At 68.9% G+C, this 18,390-nt stretch carries 19 protein-coding genes; 11 read left to right on the top strand and 8 right to left on the bottom strand.

The annotated features are described in order from the left end of the window. Nucleotides 1–94 precede the first annotated feature (94 nt). From CQ042_RS02205 to CQ042_RS02195, 3 genes are all read left to right on the top strand, one after another. A complete protein-coding gene (locus CQ042_RS02205) occupies nucleotides 95–571 on the top strand; it encodes a carboxymuconolactone decarboxylase family protein (RefSeq protein ID WP_105668651.1) in 477 nt (158 codons plus the stop codon). After that, nucleotides 568–1,275, top strand: a complete 708-nt coding sequence (locus CQ042_RS02200) for a tyrosine-protein phosphatase (RefSeq protein WP_105668573.1) — start codon at nucleotides 568–570, stop codon at nucleotides 1,273–1,275. The genes CQ042_RS02205 and CQ042_RS02200 overlap by 4 nt, the downstream gene beginning before the upstream one ends. Before the next feature lie 69 nt (nucleotides 1,276–1,344). Beyond that, on the top strand, nucleotides 1,345–1,815 hold the full coding sequence (locus CQ042_RS02195) for an SIP domain-containing protein (RefSeq protein WP_105668650.1): 471 nt from the start codon (nucleotides 1,345–1,347) through the stop codon (nucleotides 1,813–1,815). A gap of 34 nt (nucleotides 1,816–1,849) precedes the next feature. Here CQ042_RS02195 and CQ042_RS02190 read toward each other — a convergent pair whose 3' ends face one another. The 4 genes from CQ042_RS02190 to CQ042_RS02175 form a co-directional block, all read right to left on the bottom strand. Continuing rightward, entirely contained in the window at nucleotides 1,850–2,293 is a 444-nt protein-coding gene (locus tag CQ042_RS02190; RefSeq protein ID WP_181157405.1) for a Fe-S oxidoreductase, read from the bottom strand. After that, nucleotides 2,290–3,093 (bottom strand): arginase family protein, encoded by an 804-nt coding sequence (locus CQ042_RS02185; protein WP_105668572.1) that lies wholly within the window; start codon nucleotides 3,091–3,093, stop codon nucleotides 2,290–2,292. Before CQ042_RS02185 ends, CQ042_RS02190 begins: the two co-directional genes overlap by 4 nt. A gap of 63 nt (nucleotides 3,094–3,156) precedes the next feature. Beyond that, on the bottom strand, nucleotides 3,157–3,900 hold the full coding sequence (locus CQ042_RS02180) for a PspA/IM30 family protein (protein ID WP_105668571.1): 744 nt from the start codon (nucleotides 3,898–3,900) through the stop codon (nucleotides 3,157–3,159). 58 nt (nucleotides 3,901–3,958) lie between these two features. Next, nucleotides 3,959–6,001: a TPM domain-containing protein gene (locus CQ042_RS02175; protein ID WP_105668570.1), complete on the bottom strand. Its 2,043-nt coding sequence runs from the start codon at nucleotides 5,999–6,001 to the stop codon at nucleotides 3,959–3,961. A 122-nt stretch (nucleotides 6,002–6,123) separates the two neighbouring features. Between CQ042_RS02175 and CQ042_RS02170 the strand changes: the two genes are divergently transcribed. From CQ042_RS02170 to CQ042_RS02150, 5 genes are all read left to right on the top strand, one after another. Further along, nucleotides 6,124–6,963 carry a DUF3097 domain-containing protein gene (locus CQ042_RS02170; protein WP_105668569.1) on the top strand — a complete coding sequence of 280 codons (840 nt, stop codon included), beginning with the start codon at nucleotides 6,124–6,126 and terminating at the stop codon, nucleotides 6,961–6,963. A 56-nt stretch (nucleotides 6,964–7,019) separates the two neighbouring features. Next, on the top strand, nucleotides 7,020–7,745 hold the full coding sequence (gene trmB / locus CQ042_RS02165) for a tRNA (guanosine(46)-N7)-methyltransferase TrmB (protein WP_105668568.1): 726 nt from the start codon (nucleotides 7,020–7,022) through the stop codon (nucleotides 7,743–7,745). Next, a complete protein-coding gene (locus CQ042_RS02160; protein WP_105668567.1) occupies nucleotides 7,742–8,632 on the top strand; it encodes a CPBP family intramembrane glutamic endopeptidase in 891 nt (296 codons plus the stop codon). Before trmB ends, CQ042_RS02160 begins: the two co-directional genes overlap by 4 nt. A gap of 71 nt (nucleotides 8,633–8,703) precedes the next feature. Next, entirely contained in the window at nucleotides 8,704–9,096 is a 393-nt protein-coding gene (locus CQ042_RS02155; RefSeq protein WP_105668566.1) for a DUF1304 domain-containing protein, read from the top strand. Between the two features lie 83 nt (nucleotides 9,097–9,179). Next, entirely contained in the window at nucleotides 9,180–10,256 is a 1,077-nt protein-coding gene (locus CQ042_RS02150) for a DNA polymerase IV (protein WP_181157404.1), read from the top strand. Between the two features lie 38 nt (nucleotides 10,257–10,294). Here the strand turns inward: CQ042_RS02150 and CQ042_RS02145 are convergent, their stop codons facing one another. The 4 genes from CQ042_RS02145 to CQ042_RS02130 form a co-directional block, all read right to left on the bottom strand. Further along, nucleotides 10,295–10,696: a RidA family protein gene (locus CQ042_RS02145; protein ID WP_105668565.1), complete on the bottom strand. Its 402-nt coding sequence runs from the start codon at nucleotides 10,694–10,696 to the stop codon at nucleotides 10,295–10,297. Nucleotides 10,697–10,752: 56 nt separating this feature from the next. Further along, complete coding sequence (locus tag CQ042_RS02140; RefSeq protein WP_105668564.1) at nucleotides 10,753–11,730, bottom strand: zinc-binding dehydrogenase; 978 nt, start codon at nucleotides 11,728–11,730, stop codon at nucleotides 10,753–10,755. Nucleotides 11,731–11,757: 27 nt separating this feature from the next. Beyond that, nucleotides 11,758–12,222, bottom strand: a complete 465-nt coding sequence (locus CQ042_RS02135) for a MarR family winged helix-turn-helix transcriptional regulator (RefSeq protein WP_181157403.1) — start codon at nucleotides 12,220–12,222, stop codon at nucleotides 11,758–11,760. Between the two features lie 96 nt (nucleotides 12,223–12,318). Then, on the bottom strand, nucleotides 12,319–12,705 hold the full coding sequence (locus tag CQ042_RS02130) for an SHOCT domain-containing protein (protein ID WP_105668563.1): 387 nt from the start codon (nucleotides 12,703–12,705) through the stop codon (nucleotides 12,319–12,321). A 185-nt stretch (nucleotides 12,706–12,890) separates the two neighbouring features. Here CQ042_RS02130 and CQ042_RS02125 point away from each other — a divergent pair, with 185 nt between their 5' ends. From CQ042_RS02125 to CQ042_RS02115, 3 genes are all read left to right on the top strand, one after another. Next, nucleotides 12,891–14,564: a SulP family inorganic anion transporter gene (locus tag CQ042_RS02125; RefSeq protein ID WP_181157402.1), complete on the top strand. Its 1,674-nt coding sequence runs from the start codon at nucleotides 12,891–12,893 to the stop codon at nucleotides 14,562–14,564. A gap of 123 nt (nucleotides 14,565–14,687) precedes the next feature. Further along, nucleotides 14,688–15,668, top strand: a complete 981-nt coding sequence (locus CQ042_RS02120; protein ID WP_258131943.1) for an FUSC family protein — start codon at nucleotides 14,688–14,690, stop codon at nucleotides 15,666–15,668. Between the two features lie 100 nt (nucleotides 15,669–15,768). Further along, entirely contained in the window at nucleotides 15,769–18,363 is a 2,595-nt protein-coding gene (locus CQ042_RS02115; protein WP_105668562.1) for a LuxR C-terminal-related transcriptional regulator, read from the top strand. The last annotated feature ends 27 nt before the right edge of the window (nucleotides 18,364–18,390 follow it).

Below are 18,390 nucleotides of genomic sequence, written 5' to 3'. Positions count from 1 at the left end.
TGACCGAAAGTTACCCATCCAGCCTGACTATCTGCATTCGGACGATCCCGTGCTGCAGAGGGTCTCCACGGCGTGGGCCGAATATCATGGACTCATGAGCGAGACGCGCGTGCACCTGTCCAAGACCGAGCCGACCGCATATCAGGCGCTGGACGCGTTCTCGAAGACCGTGGGTCAGATCTGCGCCGCGAACGGCATCGACGATCGTCTCAAGGAGATCGTCATGATCCACTGCTCGCAGCTCAACGGATGCGCTTACTGCGCCCGGATCCACGTCGACAGGGCGGTCGCTGCCGGCGTCGACGCCGACACCCTCACCCAGATCCCGACCTGGCGCGAGAGCGGTGTGTTCAGCGAGCGGGAGCGCGCGGCACTCGAACTCGCGGAGGCGTTCACCTTCATCTCCGAGGATGGCGTCTCCGACGAGGTGTACGACCTCGTCGGGAGCGTCTTCACCGAGAAGGAGTACGCCGCGCTGAGCTGGGCATGCGTCTCCATCAACGCCTTCAACCGCATCGTCATCGCCGGTCGCTATCCGGTGCCTCCCCGCGCCCCCCAGGCGCAGGCATGACGATCCTCGACATCGAGGGCGTCTCGAACGTCCGCGACGTCGGAGGGATCCCGACGACGAGCGGACGCATCCGCTCGGGTGTCCTGCTGCGGTCGGGGCAGCTCTCCGGCGCGACGACAGCCGGGGTGACGGCGCTGCGTGCGAGCGTGCAGCACATCGTCGACCTTCGCGACGGCGAGGAGGTGGCCGCGGAGCCCACCGAGATCGACGGGCTGCGCACCACGCACCTCCCGCTCTTCCTCGGCTCGGTCCGTTCGTTCTTCGAAGCGGATACCAGTCTCGACGAGCTCTATCTGCATCTGCTGGAGGAGAGTGGAGAGCGGCTGGCGGAGGCCATCCGCATCATCGCCGCGGGGGAGCCGACCCTCGTGCACTGCACGGTAGGCAAGGACCGGACGGGTGTGACGATCGCTCTCGCGCTCTCGGCCGTCGGCGCCGACCGCGAGGAGGTGATCGCCGACTACGCGCTGACCGAGTCGCAGCTCCCTGCCCAGCGCTCGCGACGGATCGCCGAATATCTGCGGACCCAGCACCCGGAAGCCGTGCATGCGGTCGCGCTCGCCACGCAGTCCCCGGCGCCGGTGATGCGCCGTCTTCTGGCGGAGGTGGATGACCGCTGGGGTTCTGCGGCCGGGTATCTGCGTGAGAAGGGGATGAGCGAAGGCGAACTCGCGGCGCTGTCCACCGTGCTCATCGCGCCCTGAACCCTTTCGGTCGACGCACAGTCGGAGCAAGGTTAGGCAAGCCTTCACTTGGTGTACGATGAAGACATCATGAACACCTCGCTCGAGATCCGCAGCACGCGCGCCGAACGCCGCGCGGCCCGTCAGCGGGCGCACCATCTGGTGACCGCGGACGAGCAGTCGCTCACCGAGCTCGAGGTGTTCTTGACGACTCTGCCGCTGTGCGCCTCCGGTCGTATCTTCATCGAGGTGCCGACCGTTGCGGACATCGGCGTGATCGATGCCCCCGGCCGGATGACGGTCACGTGGCTCGCTCGCGAACAGCGCACGGGAGCACCCGGCAGCGGTCGTGCCTGCGCGCCGGGACAGGCGCTGGCGCGCGCGACCTGCGCCTGGGCTGACGAGATGATGTGCGATGACGAGATCGAGACTCACGTCACGCTGCTCGGCGGATACCTCGGCACGGCCGACATCGTCGAACACCTGACGGGCGCACTGGAGATCGCTCCGGCGCTCATCCGCACGCCCGATCGCTTCGGTCTTCTGCCCGCAGACCGCTGATCCGTCAGCGCTTTATCCGTCAGAGCCCGATCCGTCAGCGAGAGCGCCGCACGTAGTTGCCGTCCTCGAGGCCCGCCTCGATCTCGAAGCGGTTGCGCAGCGGATCCCGTCCGGCGAACAGATACAGCACGGGCATCAGGAAGCCGTAGCGGAGCCACTGCTCCTTGTGCACCGCCTCGTGCCGGAGGACGGCATCCGTGGGGCGGGCGTCGCCGGTCAGGAAGCACCCGCCCACGCAGACCCCTCCTCGGTTGAACGTCCACTTCGGCATGCCCCGGAAGATCCACAGGCCTGCACGACGTTCGACGGGACCGGTGCTCCACAGAGAACCCCAGCACCAGCCGACGGCGGTGCCCCAGAGGTAACCGAGCCGACTGATCGGCGATCGCAGCAGGAACGAGGGGATGCGCCGGTCGAACCGGCGTCCGCGCGCGAGCACCACGTCGGCCTCGGATCGCCAGTCGGTCACCGCGCTCACGCCACGGCTCCGACCAGCCGGAGCAGGGCACCGAGATCGTCGACGGCGTCGGCGGGCGAGCGGGGTGCGAAACCGGCGATCGTCGCGCCGGCCAGCGGCACTTCGGCGCGCAGCGCGCGGATCGCGGTGCTCAGCGCAACGGGGGAGAGGCCGAAGGGCACCGAGGAGGACACCCCGGCGAAGTCCGAAGGGTCGAGCACATCGACGTCGATGTGAACCCATACCCGCGATGCCCCGGTCGCGCGGACGGCATCGAGCAGGGCCTCTGGGCGGTCGAGGTCGTCGACGGAGAGATTGGTCAGGGGGGCGATCTGCTCGACCTCGGCGTCGTCGAGATTGCGGATGCCGACGGTCACCACACGGCTCGCGGGGATCGCAGGCGTCAGAACGAGCTGCTCCTCACCTTCGCCGAGCAGCGCACGCAGCGCCATTCCCGAGAACGCGCCCGACGGCGAGGTCTCCGGGGTGTGCATGTCGGCGTGCGCGTCGCACCAGACGACGGCGAGATCGTCCGTGCCCCCGGGAAGCGCATCGAGCGCCGCGACGGTGACGCTGCAATCGCCCGCGATCACGACGGTGTCGGAGTCGATGTGCCCGTGCACGAGCTCACGGGTGCGAAGCAGCGCACTCAGGCGACGGACCCCGGTGCCCAGGGACTCGCCGGCCTCGACCGGTACATCGAGCACGGTCGTGGCAGCCCGCGGAAGATCCCCGGCGATCGCCGAGGCTCCGTCGACGAGGAGCATCGCGCGCGGTGCGGGCGAGCCCTGCCACTGCGGGATGACGAGGAATCGCACCATCGGAGCCTCCGAAGAAGAGAGGGCGGATGCCCCGGCACGCGGCCGGGGCATCCGCCGGGCGTGTCAGTTGCCTTCGATGGCCTGACGGGGAGCGCTGCCGCCGGCCTTGAGCTCGGCGAGCCGGGCCTCGACCTCGGTCAGCTCGCCGAGGTCCTCGAGGCTCTCGAACTGTGCATCGAGGCTCGACGCGGCGAGCTCGATCTTGCCCTGCGCGATGGCCTCCTGACGGCGGACCTTGTCCTCGAACCGGCCCAACTCGCTGGTGGGGTCGAGAACGTTGATCGAGCCGACCGCGTCCTGCACCTTGGTCTGCGCCTCGGCGACCTTGGCGCGGGCGAGGAGCTCGCTGCGCTTGTTCTTGAGCTCGACCAGCTTGTCCTTCATGCCGTTCAAGCCGCTCTTGAGCTTGTCGACGATCTCGGTCTGCGCCGCGATCTGGGGCTCGGCGCCCGTGGCTTCGCGCTCGGCGCTGATCTGGCGCTGCAGGGCGATCTTGGCGAGGTTGTCGAACTTGTCGGCGTCGGCGGTGTTGCCGCTCGAGCGCATCTCGTCGGCCTTGCGGCTCGCGGCGAGTGCTTTGTTGCCCCATTCGGTCGACGCCTGGACGTCTTCCTCGTGGTCCCGCTCGAGAAGGCGCAGGTTGCCGATGGTCTCCGCGATCGCGGACTCCGCGTCGGCGATGCTGTTCGTGTAGTCGCGAACGAGCTGGTCGATCATCTTCTGCGGGTCTTCCGCGGAGTCCAGCAGAGAGTTGATGTTCGCGCGGACGAGGGTCGAGATTCGTCCGAAGATGGACTGCTTGGTCATGCGTGGTTCCTTTCAGAGGGCGTCTTCGAGAGCTTGTCGTAAGTGTCTGTGTAGCGGATCAGAAGCGTCTACCTCCCGATCGGCCGCTGCGGCCGCTGCTGCGCGAACCGCCGCCGCCGCCGAAGCCCGAGCTGCGGAATCCGCCACCTCCGGAAGAGCGCCAGCCGCTGCTGCCACCTCGGCGGGAGGAGCCGCCCCCGCCACCGGCGAGCAGGCCGCCGATGATGCCGCCCAGGATGTCGCCGCCGATCCCCGAGCCGCCGGACGATCCGGATCCGCCGAAGGGTCCGCCGAAGCCGCCCTGATCGTAGCCGGGAGGATTGTAGGACTGGACATCGGACTGCGCCGCCGCCGTCGCCTGTCCGGCGAGGGCGAGCGCACGATTCGCTTCCGCCAGTGCGGCATCCGGATCGGTCGCCTGCAGATTCTGCGCTTGTGTCAGGCTCGTCTCCGCGTTCGCGAGGCGCGTGCGAGCTGTGGACCCGACGGTGCCGCGACGCGTCTCGATGAACTCCCGAGCGGCGCGGATCTCGGAGTTCGCCTGCGCAAGGGTCTGTGCGAGGAGCTGCTGCACGCGGCGGGCCCGCTCGACGCTCTCCCTGCCCTGGGCGATGGCGGCATCGATCTGCGCGTTCGCCGCGGTGAGCGCCTCGAGCACGCGCTGCGGGTTGCGCGCGGAACCTGCGAGGTCGGCGTGCGCGAGTTGGAGCTGCTGAGTGGTCGCGGATGCCGCGCCGGCGATCGCCCCTGAGGGGTCGGGCAGCTGCTGCGCTGCCGCGAGGTCTCCCTGCAGCTCCGCGACGAGCGCCTGCGCCTGCGTCTCGATCGCGGCGAGTTCGGTGCCGAGGCTCGTGACCGCCCGGGCGAGCTGAGCGGCTTGCGCCACGGACTGCTCTGCCGTGCGGATCGCGAAGGCCGCCTCACCCGACCGGCCTGCCGCGATCGCCTGGGCTGCGGCGTCGATCGATCGGTCTGCGAGTTCGGCGCGCTCGCGCGCCTGGGCGGGGTTGTCGGTCACCATCGCCAGGGCCGCGGGAGCGTAGACGGACGACAGAGCGGCGAGTGCGGGGGCCGCGGCGGCGAGCACGGGGTCGAGCGCGGCCCGCTCGCCGCGAACGCGCTCGAGTTCCTGGGGGGCGTTCTGCTCGAGCTGGCGGAGGGCATCGAACGCCGCGGTGTTGGCATCCAGCACGTCGTCGATCTCGTCCGCGAGTTGGATGATGCGGATGTGCCAGGCCCGGCGGTCGTGGATCGTGTCCTCGATCTCGTCGTCGAGCTTCTGCTTGAGGTCGAACGCCTCGGAGATCTTGGCCTTCGCGGTGTCGACGACGCGCGTGAACTCCTCGGTCGCACCTTCACCGAACTGGGCGACGGCGAAGCCGAGCTCTTCCTTGCTCGAGGTGATGGCGTCGTCCGCCTGGACCAGGGCGAGCCCTGCCTGTGTCTCCACTTGCTGGTCGGTGAGGGTGGAGAACGGATCGGTGGGGTCCGGGGTCTCCGGCATCGCGCCGCGTTCGCGGGTCGCGGCCCTGCGGCGCGCGCGCCGCACCAGCGCGATGGCGAGCCAGAGGAGCAGTGCGACCGCGACGACGGCGACGACGATCAGGCCGATGCGGAGCGCCCCGGCGCCCCCGTCGCCCTGGATCTCGTCGGCGGCGAGCGTGATCGCCCCGACCCAGTCGCCGTCTGCGGCGAAGGGGACCATCTTGTCTTCGATGCTGTCGAGTTGGCTGAAGCTCACCGGACCGTCGGGGGCGGCGGAGATGTAGTAGCTGCGGCCGTCCACGGCGATCGCGAGCAGGTACTGCTCGGTTCCGAGGTTGTTCGCGTCGGCCACGGCGTCGGCCCATCGCACGTTGTCGGTGGGATTCGTGAAGTCGTCGACGAGGACGACGAACAGATCAGCACTCGAGTTGTCGGTCAGCTCCTGGAGCCGCGTTTCGACGGCGGCCTCTTCATCGGCACTCAGCACGTCGGCCTGGTCGGTGACGTACCCGGAATCGAGAGTGACCGGATCGGTGGCGGACGCCGCGGAGGCGGTGAACGCCCCGGCGGTCGCGGCCAGCGTGAGTGCGGCCAGCGCCAGCCACCGTTTCGTCATCGTCTTCCCTCCGACCGGCAGCCGAGCCCCATGCCATGAGTCTATGCACAGAGCCCGACACGCGACAGCGTTCCGTGCGGGTTCACCGTTCGCCCTCAGCGGAGACACATACGCTGGGAGGCATGGACGACATGTACGGTTCGGATGTGCTGGCGACAGGCTGGCGCGACCGCGGCGCGAAGAAGGTGCTGCAGGTCGCGGCTGAGGCCGATCTCGTCGTGGAGGTCGCCGACGACGGATTCTGCGGCGCGGTCACGCGCGTACAGGGCGGGAACGTCGAGCTGGAGGACCGCGCCGGGCGCCGCCGGCTGTTCCCTCTCGGCGGCGGTTTCCTCATCGATGGTTCTCCTGTCCGGCTGACCGTCCCGGCCGCGAAGGAGCAGGGCCCGCGGCGTACGGCTTCCGGGTCGTTCGTCGTCGCCGATCAACGTGCGCGCGTCGCGCTGCCCAGCCGCATCCTCGTCGAGGGCAAGCACGATGCCGAACTCGTCGAGAAGGTCTGGGGTGCCGACCTGCGTGTCGAGGGCGTGGTGGTCGAGTTCCTGCAGGGCGTCGATCTGCTCGACGACCTGCTCGCGGCCGAGCCGCCGAGTGCGACCCGGCGCTACGGGGTGCTGGTCGATCACCTCGTGCCGGGGTCGAAGGAGTCGCGGATCGCTGACGCGGTCGCCCGCGGTCCGCACGGGCGTCATCTCCGCATCGTGGGACATCCGTTCGTCGACGTCTGGCAGTGCGTCACGCCGCGTGCTCTCGGCATCGCGAAATGGCCCGAGATCCCGCGCGGTACGGACTGGAAGACCGGGATCTGCCGGGCTTTCGGATGGCCACACGAGACCCAGGCTGACACCGCACGCGCGTGGCAGCACATCCTCTCGAAGGTGACCACCTATCGGGATCTGGAGCCCGCCCTGCTCGGACGTGTGGAAGAGCTCATCGACTTCGTGACGGCGCCGCAGGCCTGACGCGCTGGGCGCGGGGGAGCGCCGGGGGTCGCGGCGCCGACGGCTACCCTGGAATCATGCCCGAACCCCGCACCTTCCGAGACGAGCCGGTGTCCTTCGTGCGCCGCAGCGGCCGGATGTCCGAGGCGCAGGAGCGCGCCTTCTCCGAACTCGGTCCGCACTACCTGCTCGACGTCCCGCGAGACGTCGCCTGGACGTCCGTGCACCCCGAGGCGCGTCTGGACCCGGGGTCCGAGTACGGTCGCACCGCCGACCTCTACGTCGAGATCGGATCGGGGCAGGGGCACGCGATCGTCGCCGCGGCCTCGTCGCGTCCCGACGACGACTTCCTGGCCGTCGAGGTGTTCCGCGCCGGATTGGCGCGGACGATGCTCGACGCCGATCGCGAGGGCGCCCGCAACCTGCGCGTCGTCGAAGCCAATGCGCCGGAGGTGCTCTCCTCGTATCTTCCCGAAGCCGCAGCACGCGAGGTCTGGATCTTCTTCCCCGATCCCTGGCACAAGAAGAAGCACACCAAGCGGCGCCTGGTCCGCCCAGGTTTCGGCGACACCGCGGCGAGGGCATTGCGTGACGGCGGACTGCTGCGACTCGCGACCGACTGGGAGGACTACGCGCTGCAGATGCGCGAGGTGCTCGATGCCGAGCCGCTGTTCGAGCGTGCTTTCGACGGCGAGTGGGCCGATCGATTCGACGGTCGGGTGATGACCGCGTTCGAACGCAAAGGCATCGCCAAGGGGCGCGACATCCGCGATCTGGTCTATCGGCGCAGGGCCCGCGCGTGACCTCCGTGCGGCGCGACACGGCCCTGCGGCTGGACATCCTGCCCGCGCTGCTCGTGTGCGCCGCAGCTCCGGCCTTCTTCGTGCTGGAGATCCCCTGGCTGGGGTGGGTGCTGCTCGCCGTGGGTGTCGGAGCCGCCTGGCTGATCGAACGCGGCCGGCCGGCCGCGGATCAGGTCGTGAGCATGGGGGCACGGCGGGAGACCGCCACGGCGATCGGCGTGCACCGCCAGCCATCGCTCGCCCGGGACCTCTCCCTGATCGCCGTGGGCCTGCTGATCGTCAGCATCATCCCGCTCGCCGCGGAACTCGACAACGTCGCCATGCTGCGGTTCACCCTGGCGCTGGGTGGCGCGGTGGCTGTGCCGTACGTCCTCTCCCGATTCGTCTACCGGGACCGCGCGATCAGCTTCCCGTGGCGCACCCACCGGCGCTGGGGGCGGCTGCAGTGGGGCTGGCTCGTGGCCGTGCTGGTCCTCGGGTGGCTGATCCTGCCCTTCTACTTCATCAGCAGCGGCGTCTACCAGAACTGGCCGGTGGTCGACACGCCGGAGCTCATCGCACGACTCTTCGTCGGGGTCGGCGCCGTCGGCATCTGGGATGAACTGTTCTTCATCTGCACGGTGTTCGCGCTGCTGCGACGTCACTTCCCCGATCTCGTGGCGAACCTGCTGCAGGCGATCGTGTTCGTCTCGTTCCTGTGGGAACTGGGCTACCGCGAATGGGGACCGTTGTTGACCATCCCGTTCGCTCTGCTGCAGGGATACATCTTCCTGCGCACGCATTCGCTCGCCTACGTCGTCACCGTGCATCTGCTGTTCGATGCCGTGGTCTTCGCGGTGCTCGTGCACGCGCACAACCCGGGACTGCTGCCGATCTTCCTCGTCTGACCTCGGTCTCCCCGAGCGATCCGGCGGATCCTCGGCTTGCCGACCGACCGTGTGGGCGGGAGAATCAGCCCATGCTCATCGTCGGTCTCGTCCTCGCCGCAGCGGCCGCTGCGTTCCACGTGTTCATCTTCGCGCTCGAGTCGCTGAAGTGGACCGAGCCGGAGACCAGGAAGATCTTCGGCGTCGCCAGCGAGGCGGACGCCCGCACCATGAAGCAGCTCGCGTTCAACCAGGGCTTCTACAACCTCTTCCTGGCGCTGACGACGCTGCTGGGTATCGGGCTCGTGATCGTGGGTGCCGAGACGGTCGGGCTCACCCTCGTCTTCGCCGGCACCGCGATGATGCTCGCCGCCGCTCTGGTGCTCGTGCTCTCCGACCGCTCGAAGGTGCGCGCCGCCGCGATGCAGGGAACGCTCCCGCTCCTCGCCGTCGTCGGGAGCGCGATCGGCGTGGCGATCGGCTGACCTCGAGGTCACCGGTCACCGGCCACGGGCCCGGGCGACGGCTGCAGGGTGACAGCAGTGCCGTCAGCCGTCACACTCGTTGCATGGCCTACTGGGTGCTGCACGTGGACATGGATCAGTTCATCGCCGCCGTCGAGGTGCTGCGCAGACCGGAGCTCGCCGGCCTTCCGGTGATCGTGGGCGGGCGTGGTGATCCCACCGAACGGGCCGTCGTATCGACCGCCTCGTACGAAGCCCGCGCCTTCGGTATCGGCTCGGGTATGCCGCTGAAGATCGCCGCGCGGAAGGCACCCGCTGACGCGGTCTTCCTTCCCGTGGATCATGAGGCGTACGCGGTGGCCTCCGGAGAGGTGATGGCCGCCCTCCGTGCGTTGCCGGATGTGGTGCTCGAGGTCGTGGGGTGGGATGAGTGCTTCCTCGGCGTGACAACGGACGACCCGGAGGCGGTGGCGAGGTCTGCGCAGGCGGCGGTGCTCGGCGCGACCGCGCTGCACTGCTCGGTCGGCGTCGGCGACAACAAGGTGCGGGCGAAGATCGCGACCGAGTTCGGGAAGCCCCGCGGCGTGTTCCGTCTCACGGAGGACAACTGGTTCGAGGTCATGGGCGACAAGCCCACCCGCGACCTGTGGGGTGTCGGCACCAAGGTGCAGAAGCGTCTGGCGGCGCACGGCATCACGAGCGTGCGCGAGCTCGCCGACGCCGATGAGCAGACGCTCGTGACGGAGTTCGGACCGCGCATGGGAGTCTGGTATCACGGCCTGGGGTCGGGCATCGGTCCGAGCACTGTCGATGACACACCGTGGGTCGCGCGCAGTCACAGCCGAGAGACGACGTACCAGGAGAATCTCACCACAGCGGAGCAGGTCGAAGCGGCGCTCCGAGAGCTCGCCGCCCAGGCTTTCGACGACTGCGCCGCCGAGGGCAGGCCCGTCGTGCGTGTGCATCTCAAGGTGCGGTACGCGCCGTTCGACACCAAGACCTCCGGTCGCAAGCTGCCGGGGCCGACGGGTGATCGTGATGAGTTCGTCGCCGCGGCCGTCGCTCTCGGTGCGACGCTCGACCCCGAACGCGAGGTCCGGCTTCTCGGGGTGCGCGCGGAGATGACGATGCCGGACGAGGTCGATGGCGTCGAGCGCACCCCGGTGCGAGGCAGGATCTGAGCCTTCTCGTCACGGTTCCCTCTAGATCTGCGGGGCGCTCACTCGCGCACGACAGCTGCGACCGCGCTCACCTCGATGAGGGCGCCGGGAACTCCGAGCCCCGCGACCAGCGCCGCTGTGACGAGGGGCGGAGCGCCCTCTCGCGCGAGTCGTGAGGACACAGCGCCGTACGCCGCGCGCAGATCGGCGTCCTGATGGATCAGGACGGTCCAGCTGATCACGTCGTCGAGGCCGGCGCCGGCGGACTCGAGGGCGATCCTCGCGTTCTCCACCGCGCGCAGCGACTGCTCGCCCGCGTCGGCGGAGACGACGGATCCACTGGTGTCGACGCCGTTCTGGCCCCCGACGTAGATCGTCGTCGCGCCAGGAGGCACGACGGCGACGTGACTGAACGCGGGGCTGACGACGAGCCCCTCGGGCTGGGTGAGTGTGATTTCCATGCGCACACTCTGCTCCTGGTCGCCGACATCGGAAAGCCCCTCCGCGGCGTCATCGCTCAGAAGCGGAGAAGCACCTTGCCGACACGCCCCGGCGTGTTGCTCGCGTGCACGGCCTCGCGGATCTCGGCGGCATCGAAGATCCCGCCGACCGGAAGGGTGAGGCTGCCGTCGGAGAGCCGCTGGAAGAGTTCGCCGAACAGTGCGCTGCGCGTGGCGGGATCGAGCTGCGGGATCACCTTGCTGCCCCAGAAGCCCTTCACCGTCGCCTGCGTGAAGATCAAGTCGGACGAGGCGATCTCCATGACAGGGGAGTCCATGGCGCCGAACGCGACCAGGGTCCCTCCTTCGGCGAGAAGCGACAGCACCTGCCCCGCGGCCGCGCCGCCGACCGAATCGACGCCGGCGACCACGGGCGCCCCTCCGGTGAGGGTGGCGACCTGCTCCTTCCAGTCGGACTGATCCGTGGCGACGATGTTGTCGATGCCCTGCGCGCGGAGCTCCTCGATCCCGGCGGTGCGACGCACCAGGCCGAGGACGTTCACGCCGCGTGCGGACCCGAGCTGCGCGAGCATACGCCCGACGGCCCCGTTGGCGGCGTTCTGGACGATCCAATCTCCTTCCTTCACCTCCAGGAAGTCGAGCAGCGTGATCGTGCTGAAGGGCATGGAGACGAGTTGCGCCGCCGTCTCGTCGGGGACCGTGTCCGGAACCGGGATGAGTCCGGCGGCGCTGGTCACGATGTACTCGGCCCAGGCGCCGAAGGTGCCGCCGGTCGCGACGCGCTGGCCGACGGCGAGGTTCTCGACACCGGCCCCGAGAGCATCCACGACGCCGAGCGCCTCGGTTCCCGACGGCGCGGGCAGCTCAGGCGTGAAGCCGTAGGTTCCGCGGACGGTCCAGAGATCGTGGTTGTGGATGGGGGAGAGGACGACCCGCAGGCGCACCTGACCCTCTCCTGGCTCCGGGATCGGGCGGTCCTCGATGTGGAGGACCTCCTCCGGTGCGCCGAATGTGGAGTGGATGAGAGCTCGCATGGGGGTCCGTTTCTGTCTGAGGTGGGTTCAGCGGGCGTCGCCCGCGCGGGCGACGCCGAGGTCGTTGGTGGCCTGCTGAAGGCGGTCGGAGATGTCGTGGAGCTCGGCGATGAGTCGTCGACGGTGCTCTTCGTCGTCGAGCCCGGAGATCGAGGCGATCGTGCCGTGGATCGGAGCGACCTCGGAGCGAAGGTCCTGTCCCTGCTCGGTGAGCTTCACCGTCACCACTCGCTCGTCGTCTCGGCTCCGTGACCTCGCCACGAGCCCTGACTGCTCGAGGCGGCGGACGAGCGGGGAGAGCGTACCGGAATCCAGGCGCATCACCGCCCCGAGGGAGCCGATCGTCTGCTCGCCTTCGAGCCAGAGCGCGGCGAGCACCAGATACTGCGGATACGTCAGCCCCCAGGGGGCCAACAGTGCCCGGTACGCCTGCGTCGTCGCACGTGCGGCGGAGTACAAGGAGAAGCACACCATCTCGTCCGTCACGGCCATCCTTAGATGATCGCATGCAATTCAATTGTGCACAACATTATCCTTCGAGAAAAGGGCGCGTCCGACCCGGTCGGACGCGCCCTGGAAGCCGCGTGCTCAGCTGAGTGCTTTGGCCTTGATGGTGTTGTATTCCTGTGCCGTGATCGTGCCGGCGTCCAGGAGCGCCTTGGCCTTCGCGATCTCATCGCTCGGGCTGCTGCCGGCGACCTGCTGGATGTAGGCATCGGCTGCGCTGCGGGCGTTGGCCGCCTCGGCGTTGCTCCGCTCCGCCATGCCCGTACCCCGTGCGATGACGTACACGAGGGCGGTGAGGATCGGGACGAAGATCAGGAGGATGATCCAGAGAGCCTTCCACCAGCCGTTGAGCTTGTGGTCGCGGAAGAGGTCGGCGACGATCGCGAACAGCGCGAACAGGTAGGAGATGAAGATGAACGCCAGGAAGAACCACGCGATGATGTCCCAGAACGATCCCCAAAAACTCATGTAACACTCCTTCAGAAGATGTCCGCCGGTGCCGGCGGCCCCGTCGGACGATACTCGGTACACCGCCGCCGGCGCACTGCTCCTCGCGGGAGTTCACCAGGGTGAGCCCCGTGATCCCGCGCTCTGAGCGTGTTCTTCCCGGTACCCGTCGCAGTACGCTTCAGACGACCGACGAGGGAGGGCGCATGACCGCGACGAGACGACCGTCATGGCTGTTCAGCTCGGTCGACGGTTACCAGCGGAAGTGGATCGTCCGTGACGTCATCGCCGGATTGTCCGCCGGGGCCGTGGTGATCCCGCAGGCGATGGCGTATGCCACGATCGCGAACCTGCCCGTCCAGGTGGGGCTGTACACGTGCATCGTGCCGATGATCGTGTACGCGTTCCTCGGTGGAAGCCGAGCCATGAGCGTCTCGACGACGTCGACGATCGCGACGCTGACGGCGACGACTCTGGTCTCAGCGGGAGTCGCCGCGGGATCCGACGACGCGATCGGCTCGCTGATGATGCTCACGCTGCTCGTCGGTGTGATCCTGCTGATCGCTCGATTCTGTCGACTCGGCTCACTCGTCGAGAACATCAGCGGTGCCACGGTCCTCGGATTGAAGATCGGGGTCGGAGCGACCGTCGCCGTCGGTCAGCTGCCGAAGCTGTTGGGAGAGAGCGACGACTTCTCCGGTCACGGCTTCCTCAAGTCGCTCGGCGCGGTCGCGCAGGCGTTCGGGAGCGCGAACTGGCCGACGATCGCGCTGTCCGCCGGGTCGATCGTGGTGATGCTCGTCCTCAAACGCTTCGCACCGAGGGTGCCGGGCACGCTCGTCGTCGTGGTCGGCGGCATCCTCCTGGTCTGGCTCGCGGGCATCGATCGGCTGGGGGTCGATCTGATCGCGACGGTGCCGAGCGGTCTTCCCGTCCCCGGCATACCTGACTTCGCCCAGATCGCAGCGCTCATTCCCGGGGCGCTGGCGATCGCCGTCATGGCGTTCCTCGAGTCGGCGGCCGTCGCGCGGAGCCTGCGAGCGGCGACCGAGCCGCAGATCGACAGCAACCAGGAGCTGTTCGCGACCGGTGCAGCGAACACCGTCGGCGCCTTCTTCGGGACGATGCCCGCGGCGGGCGGGTTCTCGCAGAGTGCGGTCAATCAGAGCGCCGGCGCCCGGTCGCAGCTGGCGACCGTCGCCACGGTGGTCCTCGCCGTTCTCGTCGCCCTGTTCCTCGGACCGGTGCTGAGTCTGCTGCCCGAAGCCACCCTCGCGGCGATGGTCTTCGTCGCCGTCGCCGGTCTCATCAACATCCCCGAACTGGTGCGCTGGGCACGGATCAGTCCCGTGGACTTCTGGATCGCGCTCTCCGTCGCGATCCTCGGCCTGACGGCCGGGCTTCTTCCCGCCGTGGCGGTCGGCGTCGTCGTCACGCTGATCCTCGTGCTGCGAGAGGTCAACGTGCCGAAGGTGACCGTCGTCGGGCGGCTCGGGGGAGTGCTCGGCATCCACCTGGACCGCGGCCTCTACACCGCGAATGCGATGGCCAATGAACGGCTCATCCTCGAGATGGTCGGGGCGGAGTCCGAGCCGGTCCACGCACTCGTGCTGGGCCTCAAGCAGCAGGAGGTCATGACGATCACCGTGCTCGAGGCCCTGGAGAACCTCGACCGGGAACTGGCGCAGCTCGGCACCGTGCTGCATCTCGCCAGACTCCCGGAGGCGGCTGCGGGTGTCGCTCGGCGCACGCCCTGGTTCGCAGGCCTCGAGTCCGCCGGGCGCGTCCACGACTCGGTCAGAGACGGGATCGCGGCGGCGGGTGCGACCACAGGCTCCACCGCCCGCGTTCACCCGGGTGAAGTGGGCGATGCGCCCTGACGGGCATGGTTCGACCTCTCTAGGCTGGCCCCACAGTGCAGGGGTGACCCGCGGGTGCTCCCGCGAGAGGGGGCAGGTCATGCCGAGCGGCTTGCAGGTGCGAGCGGGACTGAGGTGGCCCGGGTGGACGACCGCGCGGGGCTGAGCTGGCGGTGGTCGCGGTTCGGCCTCGGCATCCTCTTCGCGCTGCCGGCCATGGCCGTCGCCCCTTTCGACGTGTCGCTCGCGGTCGCCTTCGGCATCGGAGTGGTGCCTGCCGCGGCCATCGGTCTCCCCCCGCGCCGACAGGGTCGAACGGTCCTCCCGCTCGTCGGCGTGCTCAGCGCGATCGGGCTGCTCGTCGGTTCGCTGCTGTCGACCTGGCCCGTGATCGCCGTCGCTGCGGTCTTCGGGCTCGCGATCCTCGCGAGCCTCAACGCGACCCGGGGGCGCCTGGGACAGATGATCCTCGTCCTGGTGCTCCCGATGACGGGGATCGGCCTGAGCTTCTCCTGGTCACCGCTCACCCTCGGTTTCGCCGGATGCATCGTCATCGGCTCGATCTATGCCTGGCTGATCTCGCTCCTCTGGCCGGAACGCGATGCACCGCCGCGGCCGCCGCCTCCCGTGCCGAGGGGCCGCGCCATGCTGGTGTACGGCATCCTGCTCGGTAGCGCGGCCGCGTCGGCGGCGGTCATCGGCTTCGTCCTCGACCTCGAGCACGTCGGCTGGGCGACCGGAGCGGTGCTCCTGGTCATGCGGCCGGTTCGAGGTCAGCTCATCTCGCGCAGCATCGGCCGTGCGATCTCGGTGGTGGTGGGAGCGCTCGCCGCTGCCGGTCTGGCTCTTCTCGCTCCGGCCGACGTCGTGGTCGGCGTCATCCTCGGCCTCGTCATCGGGGCGACGTGCGCGAGCCAGGAGAGCCGTTGGTATGTCACCCCGGGATTCACGACGTTCCTGGCGTTGACGCTCATCATGATGACCTCGGCGGAGCCCCCGGCGGAGCGCTTCGCCGAGCGCGCGGTGGAAACGCTGATCGGGGTCGGTCTCGCGCTGATCTTCGGGGCGGTGCTGCCCTCGGTCGTCTCGTTCCTGCGCAGAGCCCGGAGATCGTCGTCGGTGTAGTGCGTCACTAGACGAAAGACGCTTGAGACCGGGTTCTCCGCGGTGGCATACTTCGAGATGGGGAAGGTGGTGTCGTCTAACATTTTACGGGGGGTTGCTGATGGACTCAGATCTGCCGGAATCGGATGCGGCGCGCGCGCTCACACCTTCCGCCGTGGCGCGGGACGTGCCACGGCCTCGGCTGTTGTCGCGGCTCACCGCCGCAATGGACGAGCCGTGGACCCTGACCGTGCTCTCGGCCCCGGCCGGCGCGGGAAAGACGCGGCTTCTGACGCAGTGGGCGCACATCATCGATGCCGACGATGAGGACACGGCCGTGGTCTGGCTCGCGCTGCAGCGGGGGGACACCGACCTCGAGCCGCTGAAGTACGCGCTGGAGGGGGTCGATGACGAGGGACTCCGTGCGGGCCTCGCGCGGCTCTCCGGGAACTGGTCGACGGATACCGCCCGCGCCTTGGCGCGGTCTCTGCGTCGCGCGAGCAGACGGATCGTCGTCATCATCGATGACGTCCACGTGGTCGAGACGGATCAGCTCGCCGAGATGCTCTCCTCCTTCGTCAACGCCGTACCCGGCAACGCCCATGTCGTGATCTCCGGCCGCGGAACACGGAGGGTGCCGTTGGCCCGCCGTCGCATCGCCGGTATCGCACTGGAGCTCGATGCCAAGGACCTCGCGTTCACTCCGGCGGAGGTGCGCTCGTTCTTCCGCGCTCGCGGGGTGAGCCTCTCCCAGGGGGAGATCACCTCGGTGCTCCGGCGGACCGAGGGCTGGGCGACCGGTCTGCGGCTCCTGGAGCTGGCGGCACTGCACGATTCGTTCGCGACCGTCCTTCCGCTGCGGGGTGATTCGCCGGCCGTGACCGACTACTTCGTCGAGGAGGTCTTCGCGGAACTGGATCAGGAGCTCACCGAGTTCCTCGTGTTGACGTCCGTCCCCGATTCGTTCTCCCCGGAGCTCGCTTCTCGACTGGCCGGCGGTGCGCCGGCGGCGTCGATGATCGAACGGCTCATCCGCCTCAACATCCTCATCAGCAGGCAGGGGAACGAGCCGGTGCTGTACCACTACCACCCGTTGTTGCGGGAGTTCCTGTACGCGCGGTTGAAGGATCGCGGCCCCACGGTCGTCGAAGCACTCGAGAAGGCCGCAGCGGAGTGGTTCGCGGAAGAGCGGAACCACCTGGTCGCGCTCTCGCACGCGATACGCAGTCGCGATGAGGCGTCCATGTCTCAGATCCTGCGCCAGAGCGGCATGCAGCTGGTCCTGAGCGGACACACCGATGAGGTCCTCGCCGCGATCGCGCAGCTCCCGCGTTCCGTGCGGGCCGAGCCCGCGGTGCAGATGCTGATCGCATCGGCCGAGCTCACGCGCGGCGATGCCTCCGTGGCCGCCGCGCTGCTCGAATCGCTGCCTGTTGCGGAGGAGTCGAACATCTCCCGGCAGTGGCGGAAAGGGCTGGATCTGCACACGGCGGTGCGGCGGGGAGGACTCGCCGCGACGCTCGACCGGCTCGACCATCTGCTGGACGAGGTCACCGGAGAATCGCAGCTCGACACGTATGTGTCCCTCCAGGCGGCGATGGCCGAGTTGTACATCGGTCACCTGGACAAGGCCGAGCGTCTCGCCCGTTTCGCGCGCGATCACGCCCGTGCGGCCGACACCCCGGCAGCCGAGCTGCAGGCCGCTGCCGTCATGAACACCGCAGAGCTCTTCCGCGGCCGGATGCGCGAGGTTCTCGGCTCCGGTGCGCGCCTCGATGAGCGCTGGTCCGAGCTCGGCAGACCGGACGACTCGTTCTACGAGGTGACCAGGGTGTGGCGCTACTGGGTCCCCTTCGAACAGATGCGTGCGGCGAATGCCGACGAGACGTTCCGCGCGGCGACGGACATCATCGAATCCGGTGCCGAGCCGGCCATCGCGCGCGGTCTGCGGGGGATGATCGCTCTGCTGGGAGCGGACACCGCGATCGACACGCACTCGGCTGCGGTGTCACTGTTCGAGAATCTGACACCTCGCGACGACATGCCCCTTCCCGTGCACTGGTACGCGATGATGAGCGGCTTCGCGGTGCGGGCGTTCGACAGGCTCGGCGAGCAGTCGCTGCGCGATCGCTTCATCGTCGAGATCGAGCGGCTGCTCGGTCCGAAGGGCGAGGTCGCGGTGCTCCACGCGCTCGCGTTCCTCCACGATCAGGAGCACGCACATGCGAGACGGGCGCTCGGCCCGGTGCTCGACGGGTCCTTCCCGTGCCTGCTGCCGGCCTCGATGGTCGATGCCTGGTTGGTCGCGGCCTGTCTCGACGTGCAGGAGGGGCATCCCGAGCAGGCGCAGCTCTCCCTCTCCCTCGCCCTCGCCCTCGCCGAGCCGGAGGAGCAGATCCGCCGCTTCGCCGATGCCGGCCCCGTGGTGGCCCGTCTGCTCGCCGCCCGCGCGACCCCGGGCTCCCGTGGCCGATTCGCGGACAGCGTCCGCGAGAGACTCGCCGCGGCGGGCATCCTCGTCGACGAGGAGCTCACGCGGCGCGAGCGCATCGTCCTCGCCGCGCTGAGCCGTCACGCGACGCTGCGGCAGATCGCCGAGCAGGAGTTCATCTCGCCGAACACCGTGAAGACGCACGTGCGCAACATCTATCGCAAGCTCGGGGTCTCCGACCGGGACAGCGTGACGGCGGCCGCGCACGCACTCGGGATCGAGTGAGCGCATGCGGCCGCCGTGGGGCGAGAC

It is taken from the genome of Microbacterium sp. MYb62, from assembly GCF_002979475.1.
Classification (GTDB): domain Bacteria; phylum Actinomycetota; class Actinomycetes; order Actinomycetales; family Microbacteriaceae; genus Microbacterium.
The sequence above is the reverse complement of the archived record's forward strand: the minus strand, read 5'-3'. Positions and strand labels throughout refer to the sequence as shown.